The sequence below is a fragment of the Streptomyces graminofaciens genome (assembly GCF_030294945.1).
GTDB classification, from domain to species: Bacteria; Actinomycetota; Actinomycetes; order Streptomycetales; family Streptomycetaceae; genus Streptomyces; species Streptomyces graminofaciens.
In genome coordinates this window covers 656,579-670,951 of record NZ_AP018448.1, presented here as the reverse complement: position 1 = coordinate 670,951, position 14,373 = coordinate 656,579, and the positions used below count along the sequence as shown (strand labels likewise).

Annotated in this window: 14 protein-coding genes; 8 read left to right on the top strand and 6 right to left on the bottom strand. The window is 71.1% G+C overall.

The genetic code is table 11. The features are described 5' to 3' along the window. Positions 1–140: 140 nt before the first annotated feature. The 3 genes from SGFS_RS02840 to SGFS_RS02830 all read left to right on the top strand — a co-directional run bounded on the left by SGFS_RS02840 (position 141) and on the right by SGFS_RS02830 (position 3,390). Entirely contained in the window at positions 141–1,181 is a 1,041-nt protein-coding gene (locus SGFS_RS02840) for a FecCD family ABC transporter permease (RefSeq protein ID WP_286247345.1), read from the top strand. Positions 1,182–1,301: 120 nt separating this feature from the next. After that, positions 1,302–2,411, top strand: a complete 1,110-nt coding sequence (locus tag SGFS_RS02835; RefSeq protein ID WP_286247343.1) for a FecCD family ABC transporter permease — start codon at positions 1,302–1,304, stop codon at positions 2,409–2,411. A gap of 154 nt (positions 2,412–2,565) precedes the next feature. Next, a complete protein-coding gene (locus SGFS_RS02830; protein ID WP_286259755.1) occupies positions 2,566–3,390 on the top strand; it encodes an ABC transporter ATP-binding protein in 825 nt (274 codons plus the stop codon). A gap of 28 nt (positions 3,391–3,418) precedes the next feature. Here the strand turns inward: SGFS_RS02830 and SGFS_RS02825 are convergent, their stop codons facing one another. Beyond that, entirely contained in the window at positions 3,419–4,366 is a 948-nt protein-coding gene (locus SGFS_RS02825) for a methionyl-tRNA formyltransferase (protein ID WP_286247341.1), read from the bottom strand. Between the two features lie 105 nt (positions 4,367–4,471). On the opposite strand from SGFS_RS02825, the gene SGFS_RS02820 reads away from it, so the two are divergent. Further along, positions 4,472–5,833 carry a lysine N(6)-hydroxylase/L-ornithine N(5)-oxygenase family protein gene (locus SGFS_RS02820; RefSeq protein ID WP_286247339.1) on the top strand — a complete coding sequence of 454 codons (1,362 nt, stop codon included), beginning with the start codon at positions 4,472–4,474 and terminating at the stop codon, positions 5,831–5,833. 23 nt (positions 5,834–5,856) lie between these two features. Here the strand turns inward: SGFS_RS02820 and SGFS_RS02815 are convergent, their stop codons facing one another. After that, the gene (locus SGFS_RS02815; RefSeq protein WP_286247337.1) at positions 5,857–7,155 is read right to left on the bottom strand and encodes a streptophobe family protein; all 1,299 of its coding nucleotides are present in this window, start codon (positions 7,153–7,155) and stop codon (positions 5,857–5,859) included. Between the two features lie 188 nt (positions 7,156–7,343). Here SGFS_RS02815 and SGFS_RS02810 point away from each other — a divergent pair, with 188 nt between their 5' ends. Next, the gene (locus tag SGFS_RS02810; RefSeq protein ID WP_286247335.1) at positions 7,344–8,669 is read left to right on the top strand and encodes a DUF6777 domain-containing protein; all 1,326 of its coding nucleotides are present in this window, start codon (positions 7,344–7,346) and stop codon (positions 8,667–8,669) included. 21 nt (positions 8,670–8,690) lie between these two features. Here SGFS_RS02810 and SGFS_RS02805 read toward each other — a convergent pair whose 3' ends face one another. Further along, the gene (locus SGFS_RS02805) at positions 8,691–10,160 is read right to left on the bottom strand and encodes an FG-GAP-like repeat-containing protein (RefSeq protein WP_286247333.1); all 1,470 of its coding nucleotides are present in this window, start codon (positions 10,158–10,160) and stop codon (positions 8,691–8,693) included. A 281-nt stretch (positions 10,161–10,441) separates the two neighbouring features. On the opposite strand from SGFS_RS02805, the gene SGFS_RS02800 reads away from it, so the two are divergent. Continuing rightward, positions 10,442–10,963, top strand: coding sequence for a DinB family protein (locus SGFS_RS02800; RefSeq protein WP_286259753.1), 522 nt, complete (start codon positions 10,442–10,444; stop codon positions 10,961–10,963). Between the two features lie 92 nt (positions 10,964–11,055). Here SGFS_RS02800 and SGFS_RS02795 read toward each other — a convergent pair whose 3' ends face one another. Then, positions 11,056–11,838 carry a class I SAM-dependent methyltransferase gene (locus SGFS_RS02795; protein ID WP_286247332.1) on the bottom strand — a complete coding sequence of 261 codons (783 nt, stop codon included), beginning with the start codon at positions 11,836–11,838 and terminating at the stop codon, positions 11,056–11,058. Between the two features lie 90 nt (positions 11,839–11,928). Between SGFS_RS02795 and SGFS_RS02790 the strand changes: the two genes are divergently transcribed. Further along, the gene (locus SGFS_RS02790) at positions 11,929–12,354 is read left to right on the top strand and encodes a helix-turn-helix domain-containing protein (RefSeq protein WP_286247331.1); all 426 of its coding nucleotides are present in this window, start codon (positions 11,929–11,931) and stop codon (positions 12,352–12,354) included. Positions 12,355–12,371: 17 nt separating this feature from the next. Here SGFS_RS02790 and SGFS_RS02785 read toward each other — a convergent pair whose 3' ends face one another. After that, positions 12,372–12,974: a ClpP family protease gene (locus SGFS_RS02785; RefSeq protein ID WP_286247330.1), complete on the bottom strand. Its 603-nt coding sequence runs from the start codon at positions 12,972–12,974 to the stop codon at positions 12,372–12,374. Beyond that, a complete protein-coding gene (locus SGFS_RS02780) occupies positions 12,974–13,630 on the bottom strand; it encodes an ATP-dependent Clp protease proteolytic subunit (RefSeq protein WP_286247329.1) in 657 nt (218 codons plus the stop codon). Before SGFS_RS02780 ends, SGFS_RS02785 begins: the two co-directional genes overlap by 1 nt. A 195-nt stretch (positions 13,631–13,825) precedes the next feature. Between SGFS_RS02780 and SGFS_RS02775 the strand changes: the two genes are divergently transcribed. Continuing rightward, positions 13,826–14,308, top strand: a complete 483-nt coding sequence (locus tag SGFS_RS02775; RefSeq protein WP_286247327.1) for a VOC family protein — start codon at positions 13,826–13,828, stop codon at positions 14,306–14,308. Positions 14,309–14,373 lie beyond the last annotated feature (65 nt).

The following is a 14,373-nucleotide window of genomic DNA, read 5'->3' as shown; positions in this document are numbered from 1 at the left end:
CCTAATTCACAGGGTGCTCAAAGGTGAGCTCCCCGGGGAGCGGAGCGGCGATCCACGGGAGTCCGACAGCTCAACGGCCCTTCGGGCCAGCGTTTTCGGGCCTACAGTTAAGGCAAGCCTCAGCAAAGGAAGTTGAAGACGTGGGGACCTCGACGGTCCGGGCGGCGAAAGGCCCCCGCGCGGTGATCCTGCTCGCCCTCTCCGGCGCGGCGCTGCTCGTGCTGTGCGCCCTGTCGATGGCGTTCGGCGCGCTGAGCGTCCCGCTCGACCAGGTCTGGCACACCCTGCTCGGCGGCGCGCCCAGCTCCCGTATCGACAATGTGATCTGGTCCGTACGGCTGCCCCGCACCGCCCTCGGTCTGGCCACCGGAGCCGCGCTGGGCCTCGCTGGCGCGCTGATGCAGGCGCTGACCCGCAACCCCCTGGCCGACCCGGGCATCCTCGGCGTCAGCGCGGGCGCGGCCTTCGCCGTGGTCCTGTCGGTCGGAGTGCTCGGCATCAGCTCGGCGTACGGGTACATCTGGTTCGCGTTCGGCGGTGCCTTCGTCGCGAGTGTCCTGGTGTATCTGCTCGGCGGGCTCGGCCGGTCCGGCTCCACCCCGGTCAAACTCGCCCTCGCCGGTGTCGCCGTGACCTCGCTGCTGTTCTCGCTGACGAGCTCCATCGCCCTGACCGATCCGGACGCCCTCAACCGCTACCGCTTCTGGAACGCGGGCTCCCTCGCCAACCAGGACGACGGGGTCCTGCTCCGCGTCCTGCCGTTCCTCGCCGTCGGCGCGCTCCTCGCCCTGGCCTGCGCTCCCGCACTGAACAGCCTCGCGCTCGGCGACGACGTGGCGAAGTCGCTCGGCCTCAAACTCGGCCTCGTACGCGTCCAAGGGGTCGTGGCGGTCACCCTCCTCACCGGGGGAGCGGTCGCCGTCATCGGGCCCGTCGTCTTCGTCGGCCTCGTCGTCCCGCACATCGCCCGCGTCCTCGCCCAGGCGGCCGGCCTCGGCCCCGACCACCGCTGGCTGCTGCCCCTGTCGGCCGTCCTCGCCCCCTGCCTCCTGCTCACCGCCGACATCGCCGGACGCCTGATCGCCCGCCCCGTCGAGATCCAGGCCGGCATCCTCGTCGCCTTCATCGGCGGCCCCTTCTTCATCGCCCTGGTCCGCCGCCGCCGACTCGCGGAGCTGTGAGCGCCATGACGACGAAGGTGCGGAACCCGCGGAACGGCGGCCCGGTGCGACCGGACACGCGGAGAGCACATACGTGGAGCCATGTGCCCCTGCCGACCCGACGCCTGGAGCCGTGAGCCCATGACCACCCGACTCGCACCCGGAACGGGCCGAAGCGACACCACCGACCGGACGGCACCCCGCCGCTCCGCCACACGGATCACCTTCCGGCTGCCCGTGCCGCCCGTCTCCGGGGTCGTACGGCCCCGGCTGCTCGCCGTGTGCCTGGCCCTCACGGCCGTCGCCTTCCTGGCGTTCTGCGTGGAGACCTCCATCGGCGAGATCTCCCTCCCACTCGGCGACGTCGTCCGCGCCGTTTTCGGCACGGGCGACCCCGGCACCGAACTCATCGTCCACGAACTGCGCCTGCCGCGCGCCCTCGCCGGACTCCTCGTCGGCATCGCCTTCGGCGTCTCCGGCGCCCTCCTCCAGACGGTCACCCACAACCCCCTCGCCAGCCCCGACCTGATGGGCGTCACCCAGGGCGCCGGAACAGCGGTCGTCGCCGGCATCGTCCTCGGCTGGGACGCGGGCCTGAGCACCCAGGGCCTGGGCCTCCTCGGCGCGCTCACCGCCGGACTGCTCGTGTACGTCCTCGCCTGGAAAGGCGGCACCACCGGCTACCGCATCGTCCTCGTCGGCGTCGGAGTCTCCTGGATCTGCACCAGCGCCACCGACTACCTGATGGCCCGCGGCCAGCGCTTCCAGGCACAGGCCGCGCTCGGCTGGCTCGTGGGCAACCTCAACGGCCGCACCTGGGACCAGATCGGCCCGCTCGCCCTCACCATGGCCGTCCTGGTCCCGGCGGCCCTGCTGCTCGGCCGGCAACTGCGCGTCCTGCAACTCGGGGACGACGTCGCCCGGGGCCTCGGCACCCGCGTCCAGTTCCTCCGGGTGGCCGTCCTGCTCATCGCCGTGGGACTCGTGGCCTTCGGGACGGCGACCGCCGGGCCCGTCGCCTTCGTCGCGCTCGCCGCGCCCCAGGTCGCCCAGCGACTGTCCGGCACCGCGTTCCCGCCACCCGTGGCCGCGGGCCTGACCGGCGCCGTCATGGTGCTCGTGTCCGACCTCGTGGCACGGAAGATCATCCCGGACACGGAGCTTCCGGTCGGGGTCGTCACCGGGGTGCTCGGCGCCCCCGTACTGCTGTGGCTGCTCGTGCGCGCCAACCGCGCCGGTTCAGGAGGCTGAAGACGTGTCATCGAACCACGACGTGTCATCGAACCACGACGTGTCGTCGACGCGCGACGCGACAGCGACGTACGACGTGACAGCGACGCACGAGGGCCCCGGCGGCCCCGAGCGCCGGGCTCACGGGTCCGAGGACCGCGCCCTCGGACCCGAACTGCGCGCCGAAGGCCTGCGCCTCGCGTACGACGACCGGGTGGTCGTGGACGGCCTCGACCTGGTGATCCCCACCGGTCGCGTCACCGCGATCGTCGGCGCCAACGCCTGCGGCAAGTCCACGCTGTTGCGCGCCCTGGCCCGGCTGCTCACCCCCAAGGCCGGCACCGTCCACCTCGACGGCCGCTCGGTGCACTCGATGCCGACCCGCGCCCTCGCACAGCAGCTCGGCATCCTCCCGCAGTCGCCCGTGGCGCCGGAGGGGCTGACCGTCGTCGACCTGGTGGGGCGCGGACGCTCACCGCACCAGACCTGGTGGCGGCAGTGGTCGCCCGCCGACGAGGCGGCGGTGAACGAGGCGCTCGGAGCCACCGACATGACCGACCTCGCCCATCGGGCCGTCGACGAACTCTCCGGCGGCCAGCGTCAGCGCGCCTGGATCGCCATGGCAGTCGCCCAGGGCACGCCCGTACTGCTGCTGGACGAGCCGACGACGTATCTCGACCTCGCCCACCAGATCGACGTCCTGGACCTCGTCACCGACCTGAATCGGCATCAGGGCCGCACAGTCGTGATGGTGCTGCACGACCTCAACCAGGCCTGTCGTTACGCCGACCACATCATCGCCATGAAGGGGGGCCGGATCGCGGGTGAGGGCGCCCCCGCGGACGTCATCACCGCCGCGACGGTCGAGGACGTCTTCGGACTGCGCTGTGTGGTCGGCGAGGACCCGGTCAGCCGCACCCCGATGGTCATCCCGATGGGTCGCCACCACGAGGGCGACAGCGGTTCGGCAACCGTGACCGTGTCGGGTGCCGCCGGCTGACGGCACCCGACACGAGGTCACGACAGACTTACGGACGAGCCGTCAGATAACCGCCCATCGTGCGGAAGTACTCCGTCGCCGCGTGCTCGGTGCCGTCCTCGGTCCGCACCCGCTTCACCACCAGCCCCGGCAGCCGGCCCGAGCGCGCCTCGGCACCGGCGACGATGACGACGCCGTCGCCCTCCTTGATGAAGATCCGGCCCGGGGTGCCGCCGTAGCGGCCCTCAGAGACGGCGGCCGACACGATCCGGATGCGCTCACCGCGGTGATGCGTGAACGCGTTCGGATACGGGTCCGACTGGGCGCGTACGAACCGCTCCAACTCCTCCGCGGTCCATGTCCAGTCGATCCGGCTGTCCTCCGGGGACCGTTTGTGGAAGAAGCTCGACCGCGACCGGTCCTGCGCCGTCCACACCGCCTCGCCGGAGGCGATGAGTTCGAGCGAGTCGGTGACGAGCGGGCCGATCAGATCGACCGTGCGGTGGAACAGATCCGTCGCCGTGTCCTCGGGCCCTACCGGCACCGAGCGCTGCAACAGCACATCGCCCATGTCGAGTTCGGCGTCCATGCGGTGCGCGGTGACCCCGACCTCCCGCTCGCCGTTGATGAGTGCCCAGATCAGCGGCGAGAAACCGGCGTACCGCGGCAGCAGCGAGTCATGGATGTTGAGCGTGCCGTGCGGCGGCAGATCGAAGATCTCGGGCGGCAGCCACGTACGCCAGTTGTTCGCCACGATGAGATCCGGGTCGGCCTCCTTGAGCGTGCGAAGGAGCTCGTCGTCGCCCGGCCGGTTGCGCAACAGCACGGGCACACCGTGCTGTTCGGCCAGATCGGCGACCGAGTCGCTCCAGATCTTCTCGTACGCGTGGTCGCTCGCGGGATGGGTGACGGCGAGGACCACATCGTGTCCGGAGTCCAACAGAGCCTGCAGCGTTCGATGTCCCCAGGTCTGATAACCGAACATGACGACCCGCATATGAGCCCTCCTCAGCCATTGCTAGGTAAGGCTAACCTTATCTAACATGTGGCTGCTTGGGGGAGGCTGTGTTCTCACTTGGGGGACACTGAGATCCCCGCTCTCATGGGAGGCGAAGACGCGGTGACGACGCTGCACAGTGGGCCGGACTCCATCTACGACGTACTGGGTATCGGGTTCGGTCCATCGAATCTCGCACTCGCCATCGCACTCCACGAGCACACCGTTCGCGCAGTCGGGGAAGACGGGCTGCGCATCGGATTCCTGGAAAAACAGCGGCAGTTCGGCTGGCACCGGGGCATGCTCATCGACGACGCCACCATGCAGGTGTCCTTCCTCAAGGACCTGGTGACGATGCGCGACCCGACCAGCGACTTCAGCTTCCTGTGCTATCTGCGCGACCGCGGCAGACTGGTCGACTTCCTCAACCTCAAGACCCTCTTCCCGCTGCGCATAGAGTTCCACGACTACTTCGAATGGGCCGCCGCCCGGGTGGAGCACCTCGTCGAGTACTCCGCGGAGGTCGTCTCCGTGAAGCCCGTCACCGAGGACGGCGAGATCCGCTACTTCGACGTCGCGAGCCGTGACACGGAGAATCCGGGGCGGTTGACCGTCCGCCGCACCCGAGCCCTCTGTGTGGCCACCGGCCTCGAACCCCACCTGCCGCCCGGCGCCGAACGCTCCGAACGGGTCTGGCACAACAGCGAGTTGCTGCCCCGCGTGGACCGACTCACGAGCACCGGCACACCCGTACGCCGTGCCGTCGTCCTGGGTGCCGGCCAGAGCGCCGCCGAGGCCGTCGACTACCTCCACCGCAGCTTCCCCGACGCCGAGATCTGCTCCGTCTTCGCCAAGTACGGCTACACACCCGCCGACGACAGCCCGTTCGCCAACAAGATCTTCGACCCCGGGGCCGTAGACCTGTACTACGGCGCGCCCCGCGAGGTGAAACAGTCCCTGTTCGACTACCACCGCTCCACCAACTACTCCGTGGTCGACATGGAGTTGATCGAAGCCCTGTCGCAGACCATGTACCGGGAGCAGGTCCAGGGCCGCGAGCGGCTACGGATGATGAACGTCTCCCGGCTCCGCGAGGTCGAGGCCGGCACCGACGACGTCCGTGTGACCGTCGAGTTCCTGCCCACCGGCGAACGCGAGGACCTCGCCTGCGACCTCCTCGTCTACGCCACCGGATACCAGCCCCGGGGCATCGGCACCAACCTCGGCGAGGTCGGCAAACTCTGCCTCCGCGACGACGAGGACGCCCTCAAGGTCGGCCGCGACCACCGCGTGGCCACCGCCCCGAACGTCAGCGCCGACATCTACCTCCATGGCGGCACCGAACACACCCACGGCCTCACCTCCACCCTCCTGTCCACCACCGCCGTACGCGCCGGAGAGATCTGCGCGTCCCTCCTCGCCCGCCGCGCCACGGACCATCCGAAGGCGGACGTCACGCACGTTTAGGCCCGAGGGAGAGGCGGGCTCTTTTACGGCACCCGCCCCTCCCGTCCGCCGCCCGCGTCGACGGCGCCCCGCCGCCGCACCCCCTTCGCCAGCGCCCCGCCCAGGAACCCCGTCACCAGCCCCCACAGCACGGCGAAGCCGAGCGTGGACCACAGCCGGGGTCGCAGAAACAGCTTCCCCGACAGCTCGCCGCCGAGGTCGCCGATGCCGAGCACCGACAGACCGTAGTGGGCGGAGATGTCGCCGACGAGACAGATCATCAGGACCGTGAGCGCGAGGGCGAGCGCCATGTGCACCGCGTGCTGCCAGATCCGGATCGTGGCCGGCGACCGCACCGCCATCACGAACGCGGCGATCAGCAGCAGAACGGCGTTCACGACCACCAGCCACCACACCTTGCCGTCGAACTCGGCGAGGGACTTCAGGTTCAGCGTGGACACGTCAGAGCCGCGCATCACCTGGTCCAGCAGATGCGGCATCGGCAGCCCGAAGGGCCCCTCCACCTGGCCGTCCCAGGTCGCGCCGAGCCCGATGGTGAACGTCAGCCAGACGACGTTCGGCAGCCCCAGCAGGACCACCGCGAGCGTCTGGGCCGGATGCCCGCGCGTCACCGTCACCACCAGCGCGATGACCAGCCCGAGCGCGACGTACGACAGCAGCAGCACGACCATGGCGTACGCGGCAGGGCGCACCGACTCCTGGAACCGCAGCAGCCGCGCGGGCAGCGGCGCACCGCGCGAGACCAGCAGAGCGATGACCAGGACCCCGGCGAGCCACAGCAGGCCGAAGAAGACGGTCGTGGGCGTGTCGCTGGTGAAGCCCGCGCTGGCCGACGCGCCGAAGAGGTCGCCGAAGTCGCCGAGCGGGATCGCGAAGGTCTGCCGGGCGGTGTAGGAGAGCCCGATCAGCGCCGGCGCCCACAGTGCGGCGATCCGGGCGGCCCAACCCGCGAGTTCGGGTGCGCCCGTCACCGCCCGGTGCCGCAGGGGCCGGAGGAAACCGGCGGCCATGACCAGCGTTCCGGCGAGCGTCACCGACAGCGGGATCACCGTCAGGCCCGCCTCGGTGTCGGCGAGGCCTCCGGCCTCGCCGCCCGAGACTTCGATCGTGCCGCCGACCGCCGTGACGACGGTGGCCGCGACCACGCGCGGGAACGCGTTGTCCGGTAGGTCCGTGGCACCGGCCGCCCACAGCCCGAGGGCGGCGACCACGGACATCACGATCAGCCCGGCGAGGACCGTGACCAGCGCCTGGGCCCAACCGTGCCGGGCGACCGCCCGCTCGGGCGGGGCCTCGGGAGGACGCAGGGTCTGGGGACTCACCCTTGCCACGCTAAACACGGCCGGGTCGCTCCGCGCGCCGGGAACGGGCGCCGCACCGCAGCCCGGGAGCGGCGGCGCCCCGTCGGCTTGCGGGGCGCCCGGGCCCGGGGCACACAATGGGCTGGTGTGGAATAAAGCGGCACAAAGAGTGACAGGTGCCACGGAATCCCTATGGCGGGAGAAGACCCGTGAGTGTCGAACAGCCGTCCTCCGGCCGCCCGACAGGACCTCCCTCCGGCCCGTTGTCCGGACCGGAGCGGGGGCCGACCCCCGAGCCGCCCAGCCCGACCAGGCCGAGCGACCAGGTGCCGCAGGGCCCGCCGAGCGGCGCATCGGGGACAGGGGGCCCGGGCGGGAGCGGTGGAGGCGGCGACTCCGGCGGTGGTCCCGGCGGCCCCGGTGACTCCGCCGGCGGGCCCGGCAGCCCCGGTCACCCGTGGTGGAGGTCGGTGCCCCGCATCGCCCTCATCGCCGGTGCGGCCGTCGTCGCCGTGGTCCTGGGCCTCGTCCTCACCCGCCCCGACGGCGGCTCCGGCTCCGGCGGCGAGATCTTCCTCCAGGCCGCGGCCAAGCCGGGCCCCGACCCGTTCACGAAGTCGACGGCGACCGACAGCTCGACCCCCACCGAGACCCCCACGGCGACCGGCGCCACGACGTCCGAGCCCGCCAACGTCACCCGCGGCGTGTCCGGCGCCGCCCCCGGCCTCTACGGCGGCACCCGCAACACCGCCGCCTGCGACGTCGAGAAGCAGGTCGAGTTCCTGCAGGCCGACCGGGTGAAGAACAACGCCTTCGCCGCCGTCGAGGGCGTCCAGCCCTCCGCCGTACCCGCCTATCTGCGCTCCCTCACCCCCGTCCAACTGCGCATGGACACCCGTGTCACCAACCACGGCTTCAGCGAGGGGAAGGCGACCAGCTACCAGGCCGTCCTCCAGTCCGGCACCGCCGTCCTCGTCGACGACCGCGGAGTGCCCCGGGTCCGCTGCGCCTGCGGCAACCCGCTGCGCCCGCCGGTCGCGCAGAAGAGCGACCCCAAGCGGACCGGCGACTCGTGGCCGTCGTACCGGCCGCAGAACGTCGTGGTCGTCCAGCAGTCCACCGTCGTCATCAACGTCTTCGTCCTCTACGACCCCGACGACGACGAGTGGTTCCGCCGGGACTCGGGCGACACCGGCAAGAGCGACCGGAAGACGCCCCCGCCGGCAAACCAGCCGTCCCCGTCGGCGTCGACCTCGTTCTCCGAGGCCCCGCCGTCCGAATCGCCCTCCCGGTCACCCCTGCCGTGTATCTCCGCGCCGAGCGCAGGGTCGAGCGCGAGCCCGTGTCCCTCGTCGTCCTCGCCGACACCGTCCTCCTCGGCCCCGTCGCTGCCGTCGTCCCCGCCCTCGGAGCCCTCTACGGAACCCGAGACGCCGCAGAGCGCCGGCTCCGGCTCCTCGCCAAGCCTCGCCACGACCCAGACGGCCTCCCTCTACAGCACCCCGGAGACGCTCACGCCCTCTCCGGAGTCCTGAGGGCCCACGCTCACACCGGCCTCACTCGTCGATCGCCGCCCCGAACAGCGAGTCCACGTACGGCGCCCCGAGCGAACCGGCGCCGTACGTCCACGAACCCGAGGCGGTGATTCCGCCCGTGCCCGCCGACAGCACCCACACACGGCCGTCGTTCGTGTCCTCGCCCGGCGCCGCGGCCAGCAGCCCGAAGCGGCCGTCGCGGTTCGGGTCGGTCAGCCGGACCTGGGCGCCCCACTTGTCGCCCTTCTCGGCCGCGCCGGGCACGTTCGCCGAGTTCTGGTCCCAGGATTTGGCGCCGGACGCGGTGAGCCCCGAGGCCGAGCCCCGCAGCACCCACACGGCGCCCGCGTCCTTCACGGAGCCGATGTCCTCGCCGTCGGCGCCGATCGCCACGTCGTCGTACCCGTCCCCGTCGGTGTCCGCGATCGACAGGTCGCTGCCCCAGCCGTCCCCGGGCTCGGCGACACCCGGCACACCGGGGGAGTCCTGCACCCACCAGTCGGGCTCCGCCGCCGGACCGTCCGGCCCGCCGAGCCGCACGGTGACCAGGCCGCCCGTCATGGTCTCGCCGTAGGTGTCGTCCGGGGAGTGCGGCTCGCCGAAGACGAGGTCGTCGTACCCGTCCTTGTTGAGGTCGCCGGAGGCGGCGACCGGACCGCCGCGCAGATCCCGTTCGTACGCCAGCCCGTCCGCGTGCCCTGAGAGCAGCGTGGACCAGCCGTAGCCCGGCTGCTCGTCGGCGCTCAGACCCGAGACGACGAGGTCGGCGAAGCCGTTCTTGTCGTAGTCGCCCGTGGTCAGGGACTGGGGTGTGATGGCGCGCGGCTCGTCCTGTGCGGCCAGCCGCTCGGTGGACCGCCGCTTCAGCGTCTTCTGCGCTGAGTCCTCGTACGCGAACAGCTCCAGGTCGTACCGGTCGAGGACGGCGAGGAGGTCGCCCGGGGTCTCGTTCGTGAAGTGGGCGGCGGCGAGCGCGGTGCCGAACTGCTCGCCCGCGGTGGGCTCCTCGGTCTCCAGCCAGTCGCTGAGGCCCCCGCTGAGCCCGGACTTCGAACCCCACAGGATGGCGACCCCACCCGTGTCCTTGACGGTGCCGATGTCCTCGCCGGGGATGCCGACGATCGCGTCGTCGTAGCCGTCCCCGTCGAGGTCGCCGGTCGCGACGGCCTTGCCGAAGCCGTCGCCCGCCTCGGCGGCGCCCGCGACCCCGGCCGTGGACTGGCTGAACCGCGCCGCATTGCTCGTACCGATGCCGCTCGACGAGCCGTACTGCACGGTGACCAGCCCCGCGCCCTTCTTGCCGCTGACGGTGGCGCCGGGCGCGCCGACCAGTACGTCCTCGTAGCCGTCGCCGTTGAAGTCGCTGTTGCGGTCGGAGGCGCGCGTACTGCCCGGAGTACCGGCGTACGCGGAGGGGGCCGCGGCGATGGCTGCCCCGGAGACGAGAAGGAATGCGGCCGCGGCGAGGGCGGCCGAACGGTTCTTGCGCATGTGCGGCTCCTGGAAGAAAGATCGGCCGGGCAGCGCGGGGGTGTCCGGAAAGGGCCCGTTCCTTGTCCGGCGTCCTGTTTGACACCGCGTGAGGCGCGAGGGTTGTACGGGGCTTCTCAGGAAGTTCACAGCGATGTCGGCCGGACGCCCCCCGGGCAGGCCCCGGGGAAAACGAGTGGCGGACCTGACGCCGTCCCCTTGATGCTCGTCCCATGACCGGCACCGAGCAGCAGCAGTCGACCGAAGAGCGGCATCCCGAGCGCGAGTTCGGATGGTGGGACATGTTCGTCCACCCCGACGAGGATCCGCGCAGCGACGGAGGCTTCGAGGGGGAGCGGGCCACTCTGGTCGGCTATCTGCGCGACCACCGGCTGACCCTGGAGTTGAAGTGCGCGGGCCTCGACGCCGAGGCCCTGGCCCGCCGCTCCGTGCCTCCGTCGGACATGTCGCTGCTGGGGCTCGTACGCCATCTCGCCCGGGTGGAGCACTACTGGTTCCGCAGCGTCATGGCCGGACAGGACGTCCCGAGGCTCTACCGCACCGAGGACGGCGTCGACGTGGAGTTCGACGGCGCGGTGGCCGACCCCGAGGTCGTCGCCGAGGCCTGGGAGACCTGGCGCGGCGAGGTCGCCTTCGCGGAGAGGTTCGTGGCCGACACTCCCGACCTCGCCACCGAGGGCGCCCACGACGACGAGCCCATCGCGTTCCGCGAGGTCCTGGTCCACATGATCGAGGAGTACGCCCGGCACATGGGCCACGCGGACTTCCTGCGCGAGCGGATCGACGGCCGGATCGGCCAGTAGCCGCCGCCCTCACGTGGTGCCGGTCCGGTGGTCAGCCGCCGTCACCCGGGAGCCGGTCGGCTGCCGTCGTCGTCTCGCGGTGCCGGCCGGTATCAGCTGCCGTCCCCCTCCACCGGCTTCCTGGCCGTGATCAGCTCGTGCAGATAGCACTTGGTGATCCGGCCGCCGTACCGCGTGTCGATCAGCTCACGGATACAGCCCAGCAGGCCTTCCCTGGAGGGCGCGTCGAGCGCGCGGTGGCCTGAGTAGGTCAGCAGCACATCGACGTACTCCTGCGTCGCGTACGTGATGTCCCGAGTGCAGCGGTACGAGCGCAGGTCGTCCCACCCCGCCAACTCGCCCGTGTCCGTGGCGATCTCGGACTCGTCCTGGAGCCGCAGATCGGGCGGCGTGGCCGGGTCCCAGCGCTCGTAGCACTCCTGGGCGCGGGCGAAGAAGTCGATGGTGCCACCCCTGACATGCTCGGTCGTGACCATCGCGAAGAGCCCGCCGGGGCGCAGGGCCCGCGCCACCTTGGGGATCCGCGTCGCAGGGTCGAGCCAGTGGAACGCGGTCGCGCTCACCACCAGGTCGAACGGCTCGGCGGGCAGCGGCCACTGCTCGAAGTCGGCCACCTCCACCCGTACATCCGGATAGGGACGCAGATTGCGCCGGGCCACCTCCGCCGTCGACGGGCCCAGTTCGACGGCCGTGACGTCGCAGCCCGACTCCGCGAGCGGCACGGTGAGTTGACCGGTGCCGGGGCCGATCTCCAGGACACGGACGCCGGGTCCGAGGGCCGCCAGTCCGGTCAGTTCGGCGACCAGGGTGTGCGGATAGCGGGGCCGGGCGCGGTCGTACAACTCCGCCACCTCGTTGAAGATGCCGCGCAACATCGCCGTCGAGTCCTTTCGCCGGACCGCGATTCTCCTGAGGGCTGAACGCGGAGAACTTTCCCCTCAGCCCCCAGCTCCTAGTCTGGAGCAGTGACGAATCCAGCGTCGAACGAATTGCGCGTCATCCCCCTGCGCCCGGCGGCCGCGACCGCTGCCCGTACACCCGGGCGGCAGACCGCCCAGGGCCCCCACCCGGCCCCCGTCCCCGAGGCCCGACCCGCCAGGGAACCCCTGTGGCGCGACCTCGTGGGAGATGTGCTGCGGCGCGAGCGGCTGGCGCAGGAGCGGACGTTGAAGGACGTGGCGGACGCGGCGCGGATCTCGATGCCGTACCTCTCCGAGGTCGAGCGCGGCCGCAAGGAGGCCTCGTCGGAGGTCCTCGCGGCCGCCGCCCAGGCGCTCGGACTCGGCCTGGGCGACCTGCTGTCCCTGGCCCAGACCGAGCTCACCCGGCACACCGCCCGCACCCGCAGGGCCACCACGGCCCCGTACAACGGACTCTGCCTCGCCGCCTGACCGGACCCCTGTACCGGTCAGACCCCGACGAGCCGCCGGCTCAGCACCTCGTCAGCCAGCCCGTACGCGACGGCCTCCTCCGCCGTGAAGACCTTGTCCCGGTCCATGTCCGCGCGGAGGGTCGCCACGTCGTGGCGGGTGTGCCGGGCGAGGACCTCCTCGACCTGGGTGCGGATGCGGACCATCTCCTTGGCCTGGAGCGCGAGATCCGACACCGTGCCCTGACGGCCGCCGCTCGCGGGCTGCCCGAGGAGGACCCGCGCGTGTTCGAGGACGAACCGTCGCCCGGGGTCCCCGCCCGCCAGCAGCACCGCAGCCGTGGACGCCGCCTGGCCGACACAGAACGTCGAGATCGGCGCCCGCACGTACGACATCGTGTCGTAGATCGCCATCAGTGAAGTGAACGATCCCCCGGGCGAGTTGATGTAGATCGCGATCTCGCTCTCCGGCGCCGACGACTCCAGATGGAGCAGCTGCGCGATGACGACGTTCGCCACCCCGTCGTCGATCTCCGTGCCGAGGAAGATGATCCGCTCGGACAGCAGCCGACTGAACACGTCGTACGACCGCTCGCCCTGCGGGGTCCGCTCCACCACGCTCGGAATCGTGTAGCTCCCCATCACTGCAACCCCATCCGTCGCCGCGAAGCGGCCGGCCGGACGTCGTCGAGCGCCTCGACGACCCGGTCGACCATTCCGTACTCCTTGGCCTGCTCGGCCGTGAACCAGCGGTCCCGGTCGCCGTCCCGGGAGATCGTCTCCGGGGACTGGCCGGTGTGCTCGGCGGTGATCCGCTCGATGGCCCGCTTGGTGAACTCCAGGTTCTCCGCCTGGATCTCGATGTCGGCGGTGCTGCCGCCGATGCCCGCCGAGGGCTGGTGCATCATGATCCGCGCGTTCGGCAGCGCGTACCGCTTGCCGTGCGTGCCCACGCTCAGCAGGAACTGGCCCATGCTCGCCGCGAAACCCATGGCCAGCGTCGACACGTCGTTCGGGATCAGCCGCATCGTGTCGTAGATGGCGAGCCCGGCCGTCACCGAACCGCCGGGGCTGTTGATGTACAGGCTGATGTCGGTGCGCGGGTCCTCCGCCGACAGCAGCAGCAACTGCGCACAGATTCGGTTCGCGGAGACCTCGTCGACCTGCGTGCCGAGGAGGACGATCCGCTGCGCGAGGAGCTGCGCGGCGAGATGGTCGTCGAAGCGTGAGGGAGCCGTGTCCCCCTCCTCGGCCCGTGGCGCGAGCGCCGGGGACCGCCCGGTGATCAGTGGAGCCATGCTTCCTCCATGTGGTCGTTCGCGGCCACCCGTGTCGGCCGCTGTCACCACTCTCCCCGCCCACCACCCGTGACCTGGCCTTTCTCTGCCTGCGGCAGATTCGCTACGAGCAGAGCACCGGCAGAGCGATGAGTTTTGGGGCCCGCACCGGTCGATACAGATGACGCAGACGACCCGGCTCCCTAGGAGGCACCCATGTCCAGCGACGGATTCACCACCTGCCTGTGGTTCGACGGCCAGGCTGAGGAAGCGGCAGCGCACTATGTCTCGGTCTTCAAGAACTCACGGCTGGGCGACACCCTCCGCTCCCCCGAGGGCGGGCCCGGCCCGGTGGGCTCCGTGATCACCGTCGAGTTCGTGGCCAACGGCCAGAAGTTCGTCGCGCTGAACGGCGGCCCCGAGTTCAAGTTCAACGAGGCCATCTCGTTCCAGATTCTCTGTGCCGACCAGGAGGAGGTCGACCACTACTGGACCAAACTCACCGAGGACGGCGGCGAGGCCGGCCCCTGCGGCTGGCTCAAGGACAAGTTCGGCGTCTCGTGGCAGGTCGTCCCCAAGCGCTTCCTCGAGATGTTCGCCGACGCGGATTCCGAGAAGGCGGGCCGGGCGATGAAGGCGATGATGGAGATGGGCAAGCTCGACATCGCGACCCTGGAGAAGGCGTACGCGGGCGAATAGGGCCCGCCCGGCTCCCCCTGGTGGGCGGGCCCCCGCCACAGGTCCTCCCACCAGGGAACGTACCG

What these genes read in the sequence shown, in the direction of transcription:
- SGFS_RS02825 (WP_286247341.1), bottom strand. Translation starts at nt 4,366, where the DNA reads ATGCGGGTCGTCATGTTCGGTTATCAGACCTGGGGACATCGAACGCTG.
- SGFS_RS02820 (WP_286247339.1), top strand. Translation starts at nt 4,472, where the DNA reads ATGGGAGGCGAAGACGCGGTGACGACGCTGCACAGTGGGCCGGACTCC.
- SGFS_RS02785 (WP_286247330.1), bottom strand. Translation starts at nt 12,974, where the DNA reads ATGGGGAGCTACACGATTCCGAGCGTGGTGGAGCGGACCCCGCAGGGC.
- SGFS_RS02780 (WP_286247329.1), bottom strand. Translation starts at nt 13,630, where the DNA reads ATGGCTCCACTGATCACCGGGCGGTCCCCGGCGCTCGCGCCACGGGCC.
- SGFS_RS02835 (WP_286247343.1), top strand. Translation starts at nt 1,302, where the DNA reads ATGACCACCCGACTCGCACCCGGAACGGGCCGAAGCGACACCACCGAC.
- SGFS_RS02795 (WP_286247332.1), bottom strand. Translation starts at nt 11,838, where the DNA reads ATGTTGCGCGGCATCTTCAACGAGGTGGCGGAGTTGTACGACCGCGCC.
- SGFS_RS02805 (WP_286247333.1), bottom strand. Translation starts at nt 10,160, where the DNA reads ATGCGCAAGAACCGTTCGGCCGCCCTCGCCGCGGCCGCATTCCTTCTC.
- SGFS_RS02775 (WP_286247327.1), top strand. Translation starts at nt 13,826, where the DNA reads ATGTCCAGCGACGGATTCACCACCTGCCTGTGGTTCGACGGCCAGGCT.
- SGFS_RS02800 (WP_286259753.1), top strand. Translation starts at nt 10,442, where the DNA reads ATGTTCGTCCACCCCGACGAGGATCCGCGCAGCGACGGAGGCTTCGAG.